A 17,863-nucleotide genomic window follows, 5' to 3' on the forward strand; every position below is an offset into this window, starting at 1 on the left:
TTTATTCCCTCATCCCTCTTCACGTTTCATTTGCAAAAATATCTCTATCTCATCGATAGAGAATCCTTTGCGATATAACGCTTGTTTCATCTTATTTTCAAATGTCCATCCATCATACTTCTTATATTTCTCATAGTATTTATTCCCATGATAGTGTAACGCTTCTCGTTGCTTTTCGTCATCTTTTTCGTCTTTCAATTCTTCTAAACAAATTTGAATCACATCTCTAGAATATCCTTTACGAACCAGCATTTCGTCTAACTTTAGCTTCATTTGTAAAAAGGAATGCTTTTGATAAGATTTCTTCTTCTTTTCTATAAGAATTAAAGCATTCTCAATTTGCTTTTCCTTCGGATATTCTTGTAAACTATGCGTAATAATTAAATCCTGAACACCTTTATTTAACAACTCTCTTTTAATAACCGTTGGACCTTTTCGATTCACATTACTTTGCGTTCTCGTATATAAAATAGCATACTCTTTATCATTAATATATCGGTCATGTAATAATTTCGAAACGACCTCAGAGATGATGGCTTGTCCAACTTCTTTTTTTCGTAAAAAATCTTCTATTTCTAGTTTCGTTCTCATTTGATAGGATAAATAGGAGATTGCTTGTAAATATGCTTTTTGTACCTCTTCATTGTACAAAATATTTCCTAAAGCTATTTCATCAATTTCTAAGCCTTTTTGTAATCCATGTTTTATTAAGATTACTTCATTGACACTAAATCCGTATTCTTCACCTTGACCTTTATCGATATAAATATTAAACCGTTCTTTCGATCGTTTTTGCACTTCTATTTTTGTAATGACAGCCATACTCTCACCTCTCTATTATTTTAACATAGTCAAGGAACGTTTTTGCTTTTCAAGAATATATATAATGAGGAGGAAATAATTGTGAAAATCGCAATTTCTGGTGGTACCGGCTTTATAGGTAAATACCTTTCTACCTTTTTTATTCAAAAAGGATATACTGTTTACATTCTCTCACGAAAAAAAACTGCTGAAACTTCCGATCCTAACCTTCAGTATGTACAATGGACACCAGATTTACAAACCTTCCCCCTCTCTTCTATTGATGTAGTTATTAATCTAGCTGGAGAGTCTATTAATAGTAGATGGACAAAGAAACAAAAGAAAGTCATTTTAAACAGTAGAATTCAAACAACAAAAGGACTCATTAAACAATTGCAGGCACTCCCTACAAAACCACACACATTTATTAACGCAAGTGCAATTGGATACTATGGAACGTCTGAAACCGAGTCTTTTACAGAACAGCATGTGACTCCTGGAAATGACTTTTTAGCAAATACAGTATATTCATGGGAACAAGAAGCATCTAAAGCACGTGCTCTCGGAATACGGACAATCTACGCAAGATTCGGAGTCGTATTAGGTCCAGACGGAGGAGCCCTTCCAAAAATGCTACTTCCCTATCAATTCTATATCGGAGGTACAGTTGGATCTGGAAATCAATGGTTATCATGGATTCATATAGACGATGTCGCTTCCATGATTGATTTCATCATACACAAAGAAGAAATTGATGGACCTCTTAACATTACAGCTCCTGATCCTATAAGAATGAAGGAATTTGGAGAAATCATTGCAACTATAATAAAAAAACCTCATTGGTTACCTGTCCCTTCATTTATGCTTCATGCTTTATTAGGCGAGATGAGCATACTTGTACTAGAAGGGCAACATGTATTACCTAGTAAAGCAATTGAGTATGGGTATCAATACACATTTCCGTCAATAGACCATGCATTACAAAATATACTTTCGCATACAATGTAGTACTTCTAAAACACAGTTTTACAGAGGGCCCTTTCAAAACTTTTATTTTCTAGCATCCGGAGCATTATTACACAAATAATCTTTCAGTTACTTTCCCTTACATTCCATTAACATTATAAAGTAACAGAAATGAGGTACCTATGAAAATATTGCTCAAACAAGCCATTGTCTATCCTATTACATCCCAAAAATTTCAAGGGGATGTACTCGTTATAGGAGAAAAAATTGCTGAGGTCAAGCCTTCCATTCAACCTACTCAAGATATGACAGTTATAGACGCACGTGCTCTTCATCTCTTACCTGGATTTATTGATGTCCATACCCATCTTGGTCTCTATGATGAAGGTACTGGTTGGGCTGGCAATGATGCAAATGAAACGTCTGAAGTTTCAACACCCCATATTCGTTCTTTAGACGGAATCCACCCTTTGGATATTGCATTTCAAGATGCGGTACAAAATGGAATTACAACTGTTCACGTTATGCCAGGAAGTCAAAACATTATCGGTGGTACGACTTGTGTAATAAAAACAGCCGGAACTTGTATTGATCATATGATCATTCAAGAACCTGCTGGCTTAAAGATTGCCTTTGGCGAAAATCCTAAAAAAGTCCATAGTAATGGAACAAAAGAGTCCATTACGCGTATGGGAATTATGGGATTACTTCGGGAATCATTTTATGAAGCACAGCACTACGGGCATGAAGCAGATTTTCGAATGCTTCCTATTTTAAAAGCATTACGCCGTGAAATACCCGTACGTATCCACGCTCACCGAGCAGATGATATTAGTTCCGCTCTACGCTTTGCAACAGAGTTCAATCTTGATTTACGTATTGAACATTGTACAGAAGGACACTTTATTGTTGAAGAACTTTCAAAACACAATTTGAAGGTTTCAGTTGGCCCCACGCTTACACGCCGTTCTAAAATCGAACTAAAAAATAAAACATGGGATACTTACCATATATTATCAAAAAATGGAGTGGAAGTTTCCATCACAACAGATCACCCCTATACACCCATTCAATATTTAAATGTTTGTGCTGCTGTCGCAGTAAGGGAAGGATTAGACGAAAAAACTGCACTAGAAGGAATCACTATATTTCCAGCGCGAAATTTACGTTTAGAGGATAGAATTGGAAGCATTGAGGCTGGAAAAGACGCTGATCTTGTGCTCTGGACCCATCATCCTTTCCATTATTTAGCCAAGCCTGTACTAACTATGATTGATGGAAAAATAATTTACAAAAAAAATAAAAAAAACTAGTTTATTTTTTTGACTAGATAAAGTATTATACGATTATAAACTGAATGAAACCATAATCAATTTGTGTCGTGATTATCATTTTCAAATTGATGAATGGGGAAGGCAAATGGTGCGCCACCAGCGTTAGAAACTGGTTCTAGTGGGTTCGATTCCCACCCCGAAATTTTTTAAAGATTGATATAAAAATTTCGAGGGTGGGGTGTTTTTTCGTCATGCTACCCTCGTGTGAGGAGGAGTTAGTATGTTGAAAAAACGCGACTTACACGACAGCCACGTTCTATACGAGTTAATGGTGGATCCAGCTGTCTTCCCTTTTGTGCGTCAAAAGGCTTATTCTTATGAGGAATATTTATTTTTAACGAAACAAACGATTGAAGCTGAAGAGCGTGGGGAATTAATTTCACGCACAATTTTAGATGAATGGGGTAACCCTATCGGAACAATTACTTTATTTGATGTGCAAGAAAAAGCTGGATTCCTTGGAACATGGCTTGGCAAACCTTATCATGGAAAAGGCTACAATAAATTGGCAAAAGATTCATTTTTTAGCGAACTTTTCTACGAGCTAGATATTGAAACAATCTTTATGCGTATTCGCAAAATAAATATTCGTTCTATTAAAGCTGCAGAGAAATTACAATATGTAAATCTAGCAAATGAAACAAGAAAAGCTGTTTATGATGAAATTAATGCGAATGAAGAAGTATATAACTTATATGAAATTCCAAAAGATCAATATACACTTGCTACAATGCGCGATACAACGTTCCAAGATGCACATCACTTAAAAGAAGCATAATCTAAATTTTCAGAAATAATAATTAACCATTAACATTTTGATATATACGTATATCACCCCATGTCTTTGGAAACGATAGATAGTAACTTTCGGACACGAGGTGATTTGTAATGGATAAAAAGAAACGTGACAAAACAAAAAACGCGTTATCTAGTACACAAGAAGTTCTCTACCAACGAGAATTTCGTAAAGCAGATCGCGCAGCGGGTTATCGCTCGAAAAGTATTTAAAGTGAGAATGAATAATTAGAAGTTCTCCCCCCTAATTATTCATTCTCATTACATATTTTTTCTACGTGATAGAGTAGAAAAAAGGTTCCTTATAAATAAGGAACCTTTTTTTATGTGGATAACGTTATCCACATAATTTATGGAATTGTGCATAAATTCAACAAACCTTTCACAAGTTTATATATTGCAACGTACATTAAATGTTAGAATTGTGGATATTTTTCTAAAAATTGTGGATAATGTGGATATAGTTGTTAATATTCCGACTTTACTGTTTAATGAAAACGCAATCTTCATGTGGATAAGTCTTTATCTTAGAGAACAATAAAGAACCCTCTTTAAACATACAAAAGAGGGTTTCATATTAAGTAAATGATTGTGCAAGAGCAGGTGATTTAATAGGTATATGATTCGGCTTTACATGATTTTCTGCCAAAATTGTATCCACAATATGATCAGCTGGCTCTGGACGATAAATGCTTTTCATCGCTTCTTTCATTTGAAGAAGCCTCATATCATCTTGTAATAACGCCTCTGTTTTTGCAAAAACCTCACTATCATCACGAATGACAACTGCAGCCCCTTTTCTTTCAAAGTACATCGCATTTTCATTTTCTTGTCCTGGAACAGGCTTATATAAAATGACAGGTACTTGCAATGCTGCCGCTTCACTTAACGTAATACCGCCTGGCTTTGTAATCATACAAGAAGTAACACGGAATAGTTCATCAATATTTTCTACATAACCAAATACTTTTAATGCATCAGGATTTTTTTCCTGTAACCCTAACAAATCCTGTTTTAACGCTTCATTTTTCCCACAAACAACAACTACTTGTAAATCAGGTACTGACATAAATGATTGGCATAGTTCTTTTACACTTCCTAATACTCCATGAGCACCTGCTACAATTAGTAAAATCTTTTTATTCTTACATAACTGATATTTATTATATATAATATCTGAATTGATCTTTAACTCAAAACTACTACGAATCGGAATTCCAGTTTCAACAATTTGCTCCGCAGGCACACCAATATCAACCATAACTTCTTTTACGTGATCAGTTGCTACAAAATAACGATCTACTTCCCGATGAATCCATATTTTGTGCACACAGAAATCCGTTAATACATTATACACAGGAATTGAAATACCTGTTTGCTTTTTTAATTCTGGTACAGCTATAATCGGAAACGTATTAATAACAATATCCGGTTTCTCCGCTTGTAAAAGTAATTTCAAACGTTTTCTTCCAAAATTAGCATACCAAGATGCTATTTTTTTATCATAAATTTTTTCCACGCCATAATAAAACAAGCGGTACAATTCTTTTCCTATTGTATAACTTTTTAAATATAAATATTTTGTAATATCGGTTATAACCGGATGTGATTCTCCGAACAAATCGCATACAATTACATCTTTAATTCCTTTTTGGCGAAATGTTTGTTCTAATGTTTTCGCTACTTGCACATGACCGTTTCCGTAATGTGCAGTTAATATTAAAACCTTGGGGTTTTTTATCAAACAAATCCACTCCTAGCTTATTGTTTCTCCATATTGCATATACGACAATAGGAAAAACATTTTCCTTAAAAATTACATAAACAGACTCTAATATTTCTCTTTCAGCTATGTACCTGTCGTGGATATGCAAAGCATATAAGATTGACCCCTTAATCCTATCTGTGCTCATATCTTTACATTATACTTTCCTATAAGAGCTTTCGCAATAACTTACAAATGTTCTCTATTCCATGATACTCACTCTTTTACTTCTTAATTCTTTTTACTATTTTGATTTCCCTTTACAATTATGTAAATTTCTCCACTTATTCCTTACAAAAATATGGATATTCTATTTTCAGTATACTCTTTTCTCCATATATACTCTAGGTTTTATTGTAAAGAAAGCAAAAAGCCTAACCCAACATTTGGATTAGACTGCTTGTAAAATATGTCTTGCTTCTTCTACATTTTTTTCAGTAGGCGGTTCTACATTTGCGAGTGGATACTTATGCCCAAGTGCCTCCCATTTATATACACCAAGCTTATGGTATGGTAGCACTTCAACTTTCTGAACATTAGACAGACTTTGAATAAAACTAGATAGTTTTTGTAGATCCTCCTCATTATCAGTAATACCAGGAACTAATACGTGTCGTACCCAAATCGGTTTATTTTTATCCGATAAATAACGAGCAAATTGTAAAATATGTTCATTTGGTTTTCCTGTTAATTTACGATGTTTCTTTGAATCAATATGTTTCAAATCCAATAAAACTAAATCTGTGTACTCCATTAAAATATCTAGCTTATTTTGGAATTCTGGTTCTTCAGAATAACAACCACCCGAAGAGTCAATTGTTGTATGAATTCCAATTTCCTTACATTTCTTAAATAATTCAATTAAGAAATCTAGTTGTAATAATGGTTCCCCACCACTAACTGTTATACCGCCTCCGGAAGCTTCAATAAAAGGAAGGTAACATGTCACATCCTGCATTACTTCTTCGACTGTTATTTCTTTTCCTTTACCGATCTCCCACGTATCAGCATTATGACAATATTGACAACGTAATAAACACCCTTGTGTAAATATGACATAACGAATTCCTGGGCCATCAACAGTACCACAAGACTCTACAGAATGAATTCTTCCTTTTACCATGTTACTTCCTCCTTTATTGAAACAGCCTCCCTCTGCTATTTATAAAATGCAGAGGGACACTTTTTTCATTTACATGCTTTCATGCATTGTACGGTTAATTACATCGATTTGTTGTTCACGAGTTAATTTAATAAAGTTTACAGCGTAACCAGATACGCGAATTGTTAATTGTGGATATTTCTCAGGATGTTCCATTGCATCCATTAATGTTTCACGGTTAAATACGTTAATATTTAAGTGATGTCCTTCTTTTACTGCATAACCATCAAGCATTGATACTAAGTTACGTACTTGTACTTCATCCTCTTTACCAAGTGCTTTTGGAATAATAGAGAATGTATTAGAAATGCCATCTTGTGCATCTTCATATGGTAATTTAGCTACAGATAATAATGAAGCTAACGCACCTTTTGTATCACGTCCATGCATCGGGTTCGCACCTGGTGCAAATGGTTCTCCAGTACGGCGACCATCTGGAGTGTTACCAGTTTTCTTACCGTATACAACGTTAGATGTGATTGTTAAGATTGACATTGTATGAACAGAATTTCTATATGTTTTATGTTTACGAAGTTTATTCATAAATGTTTTCACAAGATTTACAGCAATTTCATCTACACGGTCATCATTGTTACCGTATTTAGGGAAATCTCCTTCAATTTCAAAGTCAACTGCAATTCCGTTTTCATCGCGAATTGGTTTTACTTTTGCGTATTTAATTGCACTTAAAGAGTCTGCTACTACAGATAGACCCGCGATACCTGTTGCCATTGTACGAAGAACATTTGTATCGTGAAGTGCCATTTCAATACGTTCATAGCTATATTTATCGTGCATGTAGTGAATAACATTTAATGTGTTTAAATATAGACCCGCTAACCATTCCATTGTCATATCAAACTTATGCATAACTTCTTCATAATCTAATACTTCAGAAGTAATCGGTGCGTACTCAGGACCAACTTGTGCTTTAGATTTTTCATCTTTACCACCGTTAATCGCATATAGCAATGCTTTTGCTAAGTTTGCACGTGCACCGAAGAACTGCATTTGTTTACCGATTCTCATTGCAGATACACAACAAGCAATCCCGTAGTCATCGCCGTAGTCAGCACGCATAATGTCATCATTTTCATATTGAATTGCTGATGTTTTAATAGACATTTTCGCACAGTAGTTTTTAAAGTTCTGTGGTAATTGTTTAGACCAAAGAACTGTTAAGTTTGGTTCTGGAGCTGGTCCTAAATTATCTAGTGTATGCAAGAAACGGAATGAGTTCTTTGTTACTAATGGACGGCCATCTAATGCCATACCGCCGATAGACTCAGTTACCCAAGTTGGGTCACCAGAGAATAATTCATTATAATCAGGTGTTCTTGCAAATTTCACAAGACGTAATTTCATAATGAAGTGATCCACAATTTCTTGTACGTCTTCTTCTGTTAAAGTACCATTTGCTAAATCTCTTTCAATATAAATATCTAAGAATGTAGAAGTACGTCCAAGACTCATTGCAGCTCCGTTTTGCTCTTTAATTGCTGCAAGATATGCGAAGTATAACCATTGGAATGCTTCTTGAGCAGTTGTTGCTGGCTTAGAAATATCAAAGCCATGAGAAGCAGCCATTTGTTTTAACTCTTGAAGTGCACGTATTTGTTCAGATAACTCTTCGCGTAAACGCATTGTATCTTCACTCATTACACCGCCAGTTAAATTTAAATCTGCTTTCTTCGCTTCAATTAAATGATCTACTCCATATAATGCTACGCGGCGGTAGTCACCGATAATACGTCCACGTCCGTATGCATCCGGAAGACCCGTAATAACACCTGATTTACGAGCAGCTCTCATTTCTGGTGTATAAGCATCAAATACACCTTGGTTATGAGTTTTTCTCCAATCTCTAAAAATACGACTAAGCTCTTTATCCATTTCGTATCCATAAGATTCACAAGCTTGTTCCGCCATACGAATACCACCATACGGTTGTAAAGAACGTTTAAATGGTTTATCAGTTTGGAAACCGACTACTTTTTCAGTCTCTTTATTTAAATATCCTGGTTCATGTGATGTAATAGAAGAAACAATTTTTGTATCCATATCAAGAACGCCACCGTTTTCACGTTCTTTCGTTGTTAAATCCATTACTTGATCCCAAAGTTGTTTCGTTGCTTCAGTTGCTCCCGCTAAGAAAGATTCATCTCCCTCGTAAACGTTTACATTATTTAAAATGAAATCGCGAACATCAATCTCTGCTTTCCATTTTTCACCTTTAAAGTTTTCCCATGCATTTTTAACATTTTCTAATACTTGAGTCATCCTAATCTCCTCCATTTTTGATTAGTACAGGACTAAGATTTTTTATATAACAGCTTACACACTTAGAATACTACTTTTTTACGAAAGTGAACGAAATAGTTGTGACATGTTTGTGAAATGTTGAGCAAACTACTATATACATAGTGTTAACTTCATTTTAAAGTCTTTAAAATTAACCCTTTCCTTAATTGTATTTTTTTGGTATTCTTATATACGAGTCCTATTTTGTAATATAAAAACAATACCCATTGTAGAGCTGTAATACTCTTATCTCCTAATCTGTTATAGTTTTTATAACAGAACAAAAAAGTGTACATATGTTGTACACTTTTTTGTTACCTATAAAATATCTCTTTTTCTATTTCCATCATGGAATCCACCACGACTGCCTGTTAATGCAATTAATTGCTCTAACCCTTCTATATGATCACCAATAATTCGAAGTACAGCTGGTGGATGACCTATTTTAGCAAAATGTTCACTGGGTCGAATACGGTTCATCTTATCGACTTCAACACGACTTACACATGCAACTTCAAATCCTGAAAGAATAGCTTTCACTTGAGCTACACACGGTGCCAGTAAAGATCTATATCCAATTTCTTTCAAACACTTACGACTAAATGCATTCGGTACAGCAATAAGAGAGCCTACGCCTAGATCTTTTCTATCACAAGCTAAATTTAATGCATATTTAAATGCAGTTACAAGATGAAGCGGTACTCTTAAATCTAAATAATGATTTAGATCATTTAATGCAACATCTGTTCCATCTGCAATAGCTTTCGCAAAAGGATATAACTCACTCGCTGGAATAACAAAATCGCCGTCTATAAATAATACAATTTCTCCTTTTGCGAAATACGTTCCAAGTGAGCGCCCCACATCATTTCCGAGTGCTTCTTTATATACGATTGTCGTTGCTCCCTTTTCTTTTGCAATCGTTGCTGTTTGATCAGACGAACCATTTACAACAACGATAATTTCAAAAGGTTCAATTTTGCGAAGTTCTTCTATAACGTTTCCAATTGTTTTCTCTTCATCTTGTACAGGAATAATGACCGATAATTGCTTTCCCTTATACAAATTCGATGTAACGCCCCATCCTTGATAAAAATCTTCAAAATCTAAAGTATGATAGACACTATCTCTTTTCCTATTTCCATCATAATACCCTCCGCGCTCATCGCTACCTACTATTCGCTCCGCTACAGCTTCTATATGGTCACCTATCATCCGTTTTTCAGAATGAGAAAGACCCGTGCCATACGCAGCATGCTCGGTCGGCCGAAATTTATTTGGTGTAATAACGTCAATTGCACAATGTCGACTAATTCTCCATTTGCTTTGAACAAGACGTAAATGAGCGACAATAGGATTAACAAAACATTCATACCCAATGCTTTGAACAACTTCTTTCGTCAACGCATGAGGTACAGATAATAAAGAGTCAATTTTTAACTCCTCACTCTCTAACATTGCATTTAATATTTGGCGCCACACTGTCACTGAGTGCGGTTTTTGTTTCTTTAAAAATAACGCATCCAAATTATTTAAAACGATGTCGGCCTGATCATGTAAAATTGGATTTAGGAATAATTGTAACTTTGAAGTTTGAATAACAAAATCTCCATCTATAAATAGTAATACATCACCTATCGCGTGTTTTGCGCCAACTGCACGGCCCACATCATTCCCCAGTAGCTCTGTATACTTGATTACTTTACACCCTAAACGATCAGCAACCTCTTCTGTACCATCGTTACAACCGTTTGCTACTACAATAATCTCTACTGGATTTAATCCTTTTGCCGATTGAATAACGTCTGAAATCGTATCCACTTCATTACATACAGGTATAATAATCGATAGTGACTTAGCCATTGTTTTCTTCACGAAACCATTTAATAGTTTCTTTCAACCCTTGTTCCCACGTTACTTTCGCTTGAAATTGAACAAGTTCTCTTAATTTCGTTACATCTGGCCTTCTATTTGGAATTTCTTCAAAGCCATGTGGATATACCTCTTCGAAAGGAACTTGAACAATTTTTGAAGAAGAATTCGTTAATTTTTTTATTACTGCTGCTACTTCTTTTATACTCTTTTCATTCTCAGAACCTATATTAATAATCTCACCATTTACCTTCTCATCCATTGCTCGAATCGTTGCCTCTACCGCATCACTTACATACGTAAAACAACGTGTCTGCTTTCCATCTCCATATACGAGAATGTCTTCTCCTCGCAGTGCTGCGCGGATAAATCGTGGGATTACCCCTGCATACGGACCATCTTTCGCTCTTGGACCATAAATATTAAAATAACGAACAATCGTTACAGGTAAACCTTCTAAAGCGTATCCTAAACATAATGTTTCTTCTAACGTTTTACAAATTGCATAACTCCAACGTATTTTAGAGGTTGCACCGTATAATCGATCTCCTTCTTCAGAAAAGGGTGGCTTTGCCTTACCATATACTTCTGAAGTAGACGCAAAAACTACTTTCTTCTTTCCTTTTAGCGCTGCTTGTAAAATGTTTCTCGTTCCATCAAAATTCGTTTCAATAAGCTCTATGCTCTTTTCCATTGTCGTTTTCACACCTAAAATTGCTGCTAAATGAAACACTACATCATGTTGATTTACTAATTCATAAATAGAATTTTTATCTAAAACACTTATTGGAATAACCCGAATTTCTTTCATTAACTCATCATGATATTTATTTTTCCCTTTATAGAAGTTATCAACGATAGTGACATCATAACCTCTTTTCACCAGCTCTTCAGCTAAATGCGATCCAATAAATCCTGCTCCACCTGTGATTAAACATTTCTTACTCATACACTCACCTTCTTTATAATTCCACGTGTATCTACGACTTGCTTTATCCCTTTAAAAACCTTCCAATCGATATTAGAGTGGTCTGTTAAAATTAAAATACAATCCGCTTGTTTAACGACTTGTTCATCCAAAGAAACAGATTGATACACCTTATCTCCAAATTTTGCAGAAGAAATATATGGATCGTGATACGCTATCTCATATCCTGCTTTTATTAACAATTCAATAATTGGCAACGCTGGCGATTCTCTTAAGTCATTTACATCTTTTTTATATGCAATCCCTACAATTAAAACCGTTGCAGGTGATTGCACCACACCTTTTACTTTCCGGACCACTTTCTCTGGCATTTCCTCATTAATTACATGTGCCGCCTCAATTAATTGACTAATTGCTCCATTCTTTTTTATTCTCCACTGGAAATATAAAGGATCTACCGGAATACAGTGTCCCCCTATCCCTGGTCCTGGCCAATACGGCGTAAATCCAAATGGTTTTGTAGATGCCGCTTCAAGTGCCTCATAAAAATCAATTCCTAAACTTTCACATAGTGTATTTAACTCATTTACTAATGAAATATTGACTAAGCGCTGAATATTTTCAAATAGCTTACACATTTCTGCTACTTTTGGAGAGCTAACTGGAACAACTACATCAAATATAGTGCTATACAAAGCCTGTACTTTTTGTTTACACATTTCTGTTTGTCCACTAATGACTTTTGGAATCGTTTGAACTGAATATTGACTATTAGCTGGGTCAATTCTCTCAGGAGAATACCCAATATAGAAATCTTCTCCTACCTTTTTTCCTGTTTGAGAAATAATCGGAATAATAACTTCCTCGAGCGTACCTGGATATGTGGAACTTTCGAAAATGAAGGTTTGTCCTTTTTGAAGGTTTTGTTGTATATAATGCGAAGCTGAAATGAGGGCACTTAAGTCCGGTTCTCTTTGTTCATTAATTGGAGTTGGGACAGTGACAATAACATAATCACTATTTTGAAAATCAGCAATACCTTGATCCGGTGTATTGACTATTAATTTTTTTCTAGTCAATAAACTCTGTAACAATTTAGAAGAAACATCTGGAATATAACTTTCTCCCTGTATAATTGATTCTATTTTTCTAGTATCTTTATCTAATCCAAGCACTGTATGTCCTCTCTCTGCAAAATGAACTGCCAAAGGAAGACCAACATATCCTAATCCGATAATGGCAACTGTACTACTAACATTCATCTGTATTCTCTTCTTCCTTTCTCAATTGTTGAATGATATTTCTATTCCGCTCTCCATCTGTAAAACCCCCGCGCTCGTCTGTGGATTGCAATAAATATGCAATCGCCTCAAGTTGATCACCGAAAATACGATCAAATGCTGGAATACGCCCATTTACAAATCCATGTTGCTCTGGGCGTACTCGATTTGTTTTTATGACATCTACAAAGTCTACCGCTGTAATAGAAAATCCCTCCAAAATAGCTTTCATTTGAGCGAGTGGTGGAATGATAAGAGAATCATATCCGATTTTCTCTATTACCTTTTTATGCATAGCATGTGGTACTGCCGTTAATGAGTTATTCCATAAATCTGGTCGTTTCGCTACCAAATTCACAAAATATTTTCCCATGCTAATTGGGTCTGCCGGATGAAAAATATCTAATAAACACTGTAAATCATTCAATGCCACATCATTTCCATCTTCGATAGCATGTAAAAATGGAATTAGTTTTTCCCCTGGAATAACAAAATCACCATCGACAAATAAACAAATATCGGCCGTAGCATGCATAGCTCCTATCGCTCGGGCTACATTATGTCCAAGCGCTTCCTCAAATTCAATAACAATGACATTCTCTAGCTTTGCTTGTTTAACTGTCTCAACGTCCGCTCCATTCGCAACAACTATAATTTCATCTACACCTGATTTTTTCACTTCTTGTATAACAGATCTTATAGTCATCTTTTCTTCTGATACTGGGATAATTGCACTATATTTCGCTTTTTTCTTTTGTAATAAAACTGGTTTATACTTTCCTATAAACTCTCTATCCCTATTTCCTTCCGAAAAACCACCACGCTTACCATATATTTCGATTACGTATTGCAAAGCACGTAAATGATCCCCCATAATACGACTAGTCGCTTTCGGATAAGGAGAGCCAGGTGATGTACCAGTATGACCGGGACGCACTTTATTTGTATGAATGACATCGACAGAAGCCATATCAACAATATCTACTCCTCTAGACATCGCTATCGCTTGAAATAGTGCTGGATCCGCTAAATTCCACCAACCAAACTTTTGAATAACTTCCCTACTCATTGCATGCGGAATTGCGATTAAAGATCCAACAACAAGCTCTTTTTTATTCAAATAACGATTCAACATAAATTTGCCAACTGTCGTATAATGCGGTCTCATCTTTAAATAAACAGACCATGTTAAATTATTCACAACAATTTGGTGACCTTGCTGAATGCCTTTTATAAAACGTTGTAGCTCTTTATTATCAATGACGATATCACCGTCTAAAAACAAAACAATGTCGCCTTTCGCTTCTCTTGCACCAATTGCCCGTCCAACATCATTACCAAGAGAATATTTATAATAAATGACATGGCAATGATGTTGTAAGGCTATTTCTTTTGTTCCGTCTGTCGATCCATTATCTACTACGATAATTTCATATGGTTTCAATTTCTCCACTTCTACTAAAACTTGTGATAAAGTACTCGCTTCATTATGCACTGGAATAATAACTGATACCCTCATACTTGTACCACGCTTACCCTTCCAAGCGAACATAAGAAATGATAGGAATACGTACAACTACATCTTCCGGTGGTCCATAAGAAGGAGAAGTACGAACACTTACTGCCCCGTCTGTCACAGATAACAGAATACCTGCAACAATTTCGGCCGCTGTCACAACTTGCACTAGCTCACCAACATGATTACGTAATTCTTCAGTAAATAACATATATAAGTCTCCTTTCTTACGCTTCTTTAATTGATATAATACTTGTAAATGGTAATAAAACTTCTGTTCCTATTCCTTCTTGCAGTGTTAAGAAATCATCACCAACTGCTACAATTACACCTGTTAACTGTCCAACTGTCACCGTAATTTCTACATTTTTACCTAAATACTGCTCTGCAATTTCTTTAAAAGGTGATGTATTACATTCTTTTAAAATGTTACAAATAATAGATTGAAATCTACTTGATTCAATAAATTCTTCCGTAGCTTGCTTGGAGTTTCTTTGGATAAACCTCGCGAAGTTTTGCGAAAACAAAAGTCGTTCCATAGCAGGCAATAACTTATTATCTAAAAAATAATCTAATTGTCTATTAAACAATCTCGATAACTTTTTCCAATACTTACCGAATAAACACATACACTTCTCCTCCTATTATTTTTAAATTATAAAAATATATCCATACATCTTAATGTATACAAAGCAGACTCTTTTTGTGATAGGTAAGACATACATTTTTCAACGAAACAATATGTTCTAACAATAAAAAAGATAGATGGCATTCCATCTATCTTTTTTACCTCTTAATTTTTAATTGTAACTATCGCAGAGACACTGTAATAAATCGCTCGTGGTAATTCTGCCCGTTCACTTATAGAAGCTGTAACAAGTGAACCACCGCTTGCCGAGAAATACTTAACAGCTTCTAACGGAATACCATCTTCTTTCACATCAATATGCGTTCCATCTCGCCATTCTATTTTCTGCATTGTTGCTGAAAAGTCCCCAGTCACTTTACCAAATTCCTTACCATCCGATCCTAGAAAGATCCATTCCCACTTTTTTAAACTTAGTACTTGTTTCAACTCTCCTAATTTCTCTCCATCTACATTAGAAAAAATATAAAAGTTGCGTACTCCCATCTTCTTTTGAACACGCAATAATCTTTCTCCCGATTGATTATATAAATAAAATTGTTGCTTATGTAGTCCCTTAAAAAGAAAAGAGAGTACAGCTTGCCATACACTTTGAATAACAAAATCATACTCTTCTTTTAAAAATCCTACTGTATTTCCATCTAATCCAAAGTATGTAATTACTTGAAATACTCCTACCTCTTTGCGAACGACAAATTTTTGTTGCTCCAATAATTCAGAGGTCTCTATATTATAATGTTCCTGTTTGAGCATTTTTGATCTTCGTTTTTCTATAAAGCTATATATTAATAATCCAAATGCCGGTAGTACAACACCTATTAATTTCAGATTTTCTTTCTCCGAAGTGAATAGCATCCCTTTTTTATATTCCATCACTAATCCAATTGCGACGATAATCCATACAATAACAGATAAAAAAAAGATGCGCTTTGCATTACGTTCATGATGCTTATGTATACTCATACCCCTCCCCCTTTTCCATTTATTTCATTATCTCATTGCACATACACTTCCTCAATAAAAAAAACTACCCAAAAGGATAGTCTCTTACACTTCAATATTTCGTAACATCGTATAAATGTCATTATTCACTTTACCAAAAGATTTAATGTTGTTTTGAATGTTAGATAATAAAACAACATACACACTACCATTTTTACTAAATCCATTTAAACAGTTCCAGCCTGGCATTACACCGTGATTCGAATAACTTCCCGGGTCTACGTACCATCCAAACCCGTAATCTTTTTTTCCACCTGTAAACATTTGATCGTAGCTTTCTTTTGAAATCAACTTTCCAGAGAAGAGCGCTTCATTAAATAAATATAAATCATGGGCACTTGTATATATATCACCACAACCATAAAGTTGTGACATACTTGGAATATTAGGTGTTGTCATATTGTTATTTACTATTTTATAACCTGTCGATGGAAATCTCGTTTGTTCTAGCTCTCTACCAAAACCAGAATGTTTCATACCAGCAGTAGCAAAAACATGTTGTTTAATATACTCTTCTAACGGTTGTCCGCTTACCTTCTCAGCAATATAGGCAAGTATCGAATAGTTAGAATCGGAATACTTCCATTTCTCTCCTGGACTTCCAATACGCTTTTGCTTTCCTATTCGTTTTATCAATTCTTCATGAGAGATATCCTCTGTTCCCTGCTCGTACTCTGGAATTCCTGATGTATGTGTTAGTAAATGTTTTAACTGAATGCCATTACCTTGAGGGAAATCTGGAATATACTTCGCAATCGTATCTTCTACGTTTAATTTATTTTGATCTTTTAATTGCATAATAGCAGTCGCTACAAAAGCCTTTGAAATAGAACCAATATAAAAAGTTGTCTCTGAATTATTCGGTACTTGTTTCTCTTTATTCGCCATACCGTATCCTTTATTCAAAAGAACCTTTCCGTTCTTCACAATAACCGCTGTCCCGCTAAATCCTGTTTTTTGCAAATATTGATCTAATTGAGCGTTTTCATTAATTTCTTGAGGTGGTCCCTCAGCAGGCTGTTCTGCAGCTTGTGCTTGCTTCACTTGTTCTTCCTGCTCTATTTGTTTTTTTGCTTCTTGCTTCTTTTTTTCTTCTTTCTTTTTTAGCTCTTCTTGTTTCTTCATTTCTGCTGCTGCTTTTAAAGTTTCTTCTTTCTTATTATGCGCAATAATTTTTGTATACATGAAATATACAAGTGAAAATAGTAAGACGAGAATGATTGTTCTTTTTATGTATACAATCGGCCGACGTGATTTCCCATTCGCATTATTTTTTTCGTGATCCATGATTACTTTTTTCCCCTTATTCACCAATAATTTAATCTCTCTACTAAAGATTTATTTTAGTAGATTATGGATAATCCATTCTATGTCATCCCTACTTTATCACGCACTGCACATATTACCAACCTATATGTATAAAAAAGAAAAAGAAAATTTACAAAAGTAAGATTCCCGTTAAATTTTTAACATAAAAAAAGAGGATATCCTCTAA

Annotated in this window: 16 protein-coding genes; 4 read left to right on the plus strand and 12 right to left on the minus strand. The window is 34.9% G+C overall.

The window, feature by feature from the left end:
- Nucleotides 1-9 precede the first annotated feature (9 nt).
- On the minus strand, nt 10-822 hold the full coding sequence (gene recX / locus PDQ40_RS19250) for a recombination regulator RecX (protein WP_000268522.1): 813 nt from the start codon (nt 820-822) through the stop codon (nt 10-12).
- An 81-nt stretch (nt 823-903) separates the two neighbouring features.
- Between recX and PDQ40_RS19255 the strand changes: the two genes are divergently transcribed.
- The 4 genes from PDQ40_RS19255 to PDQ40_RS19270 all read left to right on the plus strand — a co-directional run bounded on the left by PDQ40_RS19255 (nt 904) and on the right by PDQ40_RS19270 (nt 4,109).
- The gene (locus PDQ40_RS19255) at nt 904-1,809 is read left to right on the plus strand and encodes a TIGR01777 family oxidoreductase (protein WP_000684392.1); all 906 of its coding nucleotides are present in this window, start codon (nt 904-906) and stop codon (nt 1,807-1,809) included.
- 140 nt (nt 1,810-1,949) lie between these two features.
- Nucleotides 1,950-3,080 carry an amidohydrolase gene (locus PDQ40_RS19260; RefSeq protein WP_000698303.1) on the plus strand — a complete coding sequence of 377 codons (1,131 nt, stop codon included), beginning with the start codon at nt 1,950-1,952 and terminating at the stop codon, nt 3,078-3,080.
- 241 nt (nt 3,081-3,321) lie between these two features.
- Nucleotides 3,322-3,879, plus strand: a complete 558-nt coding sequence (locus PDQ40_RS19265; RefSeq protein ID WP_000914736.1) for a GNAT family N-acetyltransferase — start codon at nt 3,322-3,324, stop codon at nt 3,877-3,879.
- A gap of 110 nt (nt 3,880-3,989) precedes the next feature.
- The gene (locus PDQ40_RS19270; protein WP_000358485.1) at nt 3,990-4,109 is read left to right on the plus strand and encodes a YfhE family protein; all 120 of its coding nucleotides are present in this window, start codon (nt 3,990-3,992) and stop codon (nt 4,107-4,109) included.
- 364 nt (nt 4,110-4,473) lie between these two features.
- On the opposite strand, the gene PDQ40_RS19275 is transcribed toward PDQ40_RS19270, so the two are convergent.
- From PDQ40_RS19275 to PDQ40_RS19325, 11 genes are all read right to left on the minus strand, one after another.
- Entirely contained in the window at nt 4,474-5,640 is a 1,167-nt protein-coding gene (locus tag PDQ40_RS19275) for a diglucosyl diacylglycerol synthase (RefSeq protein WP_000594703.1), read from the minus strand.
- 412 nt (nt 5,641-6,052) lie between these two features.
- A complete protein-coding gene (gene pflA / locus PDQ40_RS19280; RefSeq protein ID WP_000238472.1) occupies nt 6,053-6,784 on the minus strand; it encodes a pyruvate formate-lyase-activating protein in 732 nt (243 codons plus the stop codon).
- 69 nt (nt 6,785-6,853) lie between these two features.
- On the minus strand, nt 6,854-9,103 hold the full coding sequence (gene pflB, locus PDQ40_RS19285) for a formate C-acetyltransferase (RefSeq protein ID WP_000195487.1): 2,250 nt from the start codon (nt 9,101-9,103) through the stop codon (nt 6,854-6,856).
- A gap of 339 nt (nt 9,104-9,442) precedes the next feature.
- Nucleotides 9,443-10,987 carry a glycosyltransferase family 2 protein gene (locus tag PDQ40_RS19290; RefSeq protein WP_001129992.1) on the minus strand — a complete coding sequence of 515 codons (1,545 nt, stop codon included), beginning with the start codon at nt 10,985-10,987 and terminating at the stop codon, nt 9,443-9,445.
- Nucleotides 10,980-11,945: an NAD-dependent epimerase/dehydratase family protein gene (locus tag PDQ40_RS19295; RefSeq protein WP_000037033.1), complete on the minus strand. Its 966-nt coding sequence runs from the start codon at nt 11,943-11,945 to the stop codon at nt 10,980-10,982. The genes PDQ40_RS19290 and PDQ40_RS19295 overlap by 8 nt, the downstream gene beginning before the upstream one ends.
- Nucleotides 11,942-13,186 carry a nucleotide sugar dehydrogenase gene (locus tag PDQ40_RS19300; RefSeq protein WP_001103215.1) on the minus strand — a complete coding sequence of 415 codons (1,245 nt, stop codon included), beginning with the start codon at nt 13,184-13,186 and terminating at the stop codon, nt 11,942-11,944. The genes PDQ40_RS19295 and PDQ40_RS19300 overlap by 4 nt, the downstream gene beginning before the upstream one ends.
- A complete protein-coding gene (locus tag PDQ40_RS19305; RefSeq protein ID WP_000458461.1) occupies nt 13,176-14,756 on the minus strand; it encodes a glycosyltransferase family 2 protein in 1,581 nt (526 codons plus the stop codon). The genes PDQ40_RS19300 and PDQ40_RS19305 overlap by 11 nt, the downstream gene beginning before the upstream one ends.
- Nucleotides 14,737-14,931: a hypothetical protein gene (locus tag PDQ40_RS19310; protein ID WP_000899480.1), complete on the minus strand. Its 195-nt coding sequence runs from the start codon at nt 14,929-14,931 to the stop codon at nt 14,737-14,739. Before PDQ40_RS19310 ends, PDQ40_RS19305 begins: the two co-directional genes overlap by 20 nt.
- 16 nt (nt 14,932-14,947) lie before the next feature.
- Nucleotides 14,948-15,349, minus strand: a complete 402-nt coding sequence (locus PDQ40_RS19315) for a hypothetical protein (RefSeq protein ID WP_000335513.1) — start codon at nt 15,347-15,349, stop codon at nt 14,948-14,950.
- A 164-nt stretch (nt 15,350-15,513) separates the two neighbouring features.
- The gene (locus PDQ40_RS19320; RefSeq protein WP_000022142.1) at nt 15,514-16,329 is read right to left on the minus strand and encodes a hypothetical protein; all 816 of its coding nucleotides are present in this window, start codon (nt 16,327-16,329) and stop codon (nt 15,514-15,516) included.
- Nucleotides 16,330-16,413: 84 nt separating this feature from the next.
- Nucleotides 16,414-17,655, minus strand: a complete 1,242-nt coding sequence (locus PDQ40_RS19325; protein ID WP_000349472.1) for a serine hydrolase domain-containing protein — start codon at nt 17,653-17,655, stop codon at nt 16,414-16,416.
- Nucleotides 17,656-17,863 lie beyond the last annotated feature (208 nt).

This window comes from Bacillus cereus group sp. Bc061 (genome assembly GCF_027715825.1).
GTDB lineage: Bacteria > Bacillota > Bacilli > Bacillales > Bacillaceae_G > Bacillus_A > Bacillus_A paranthracis.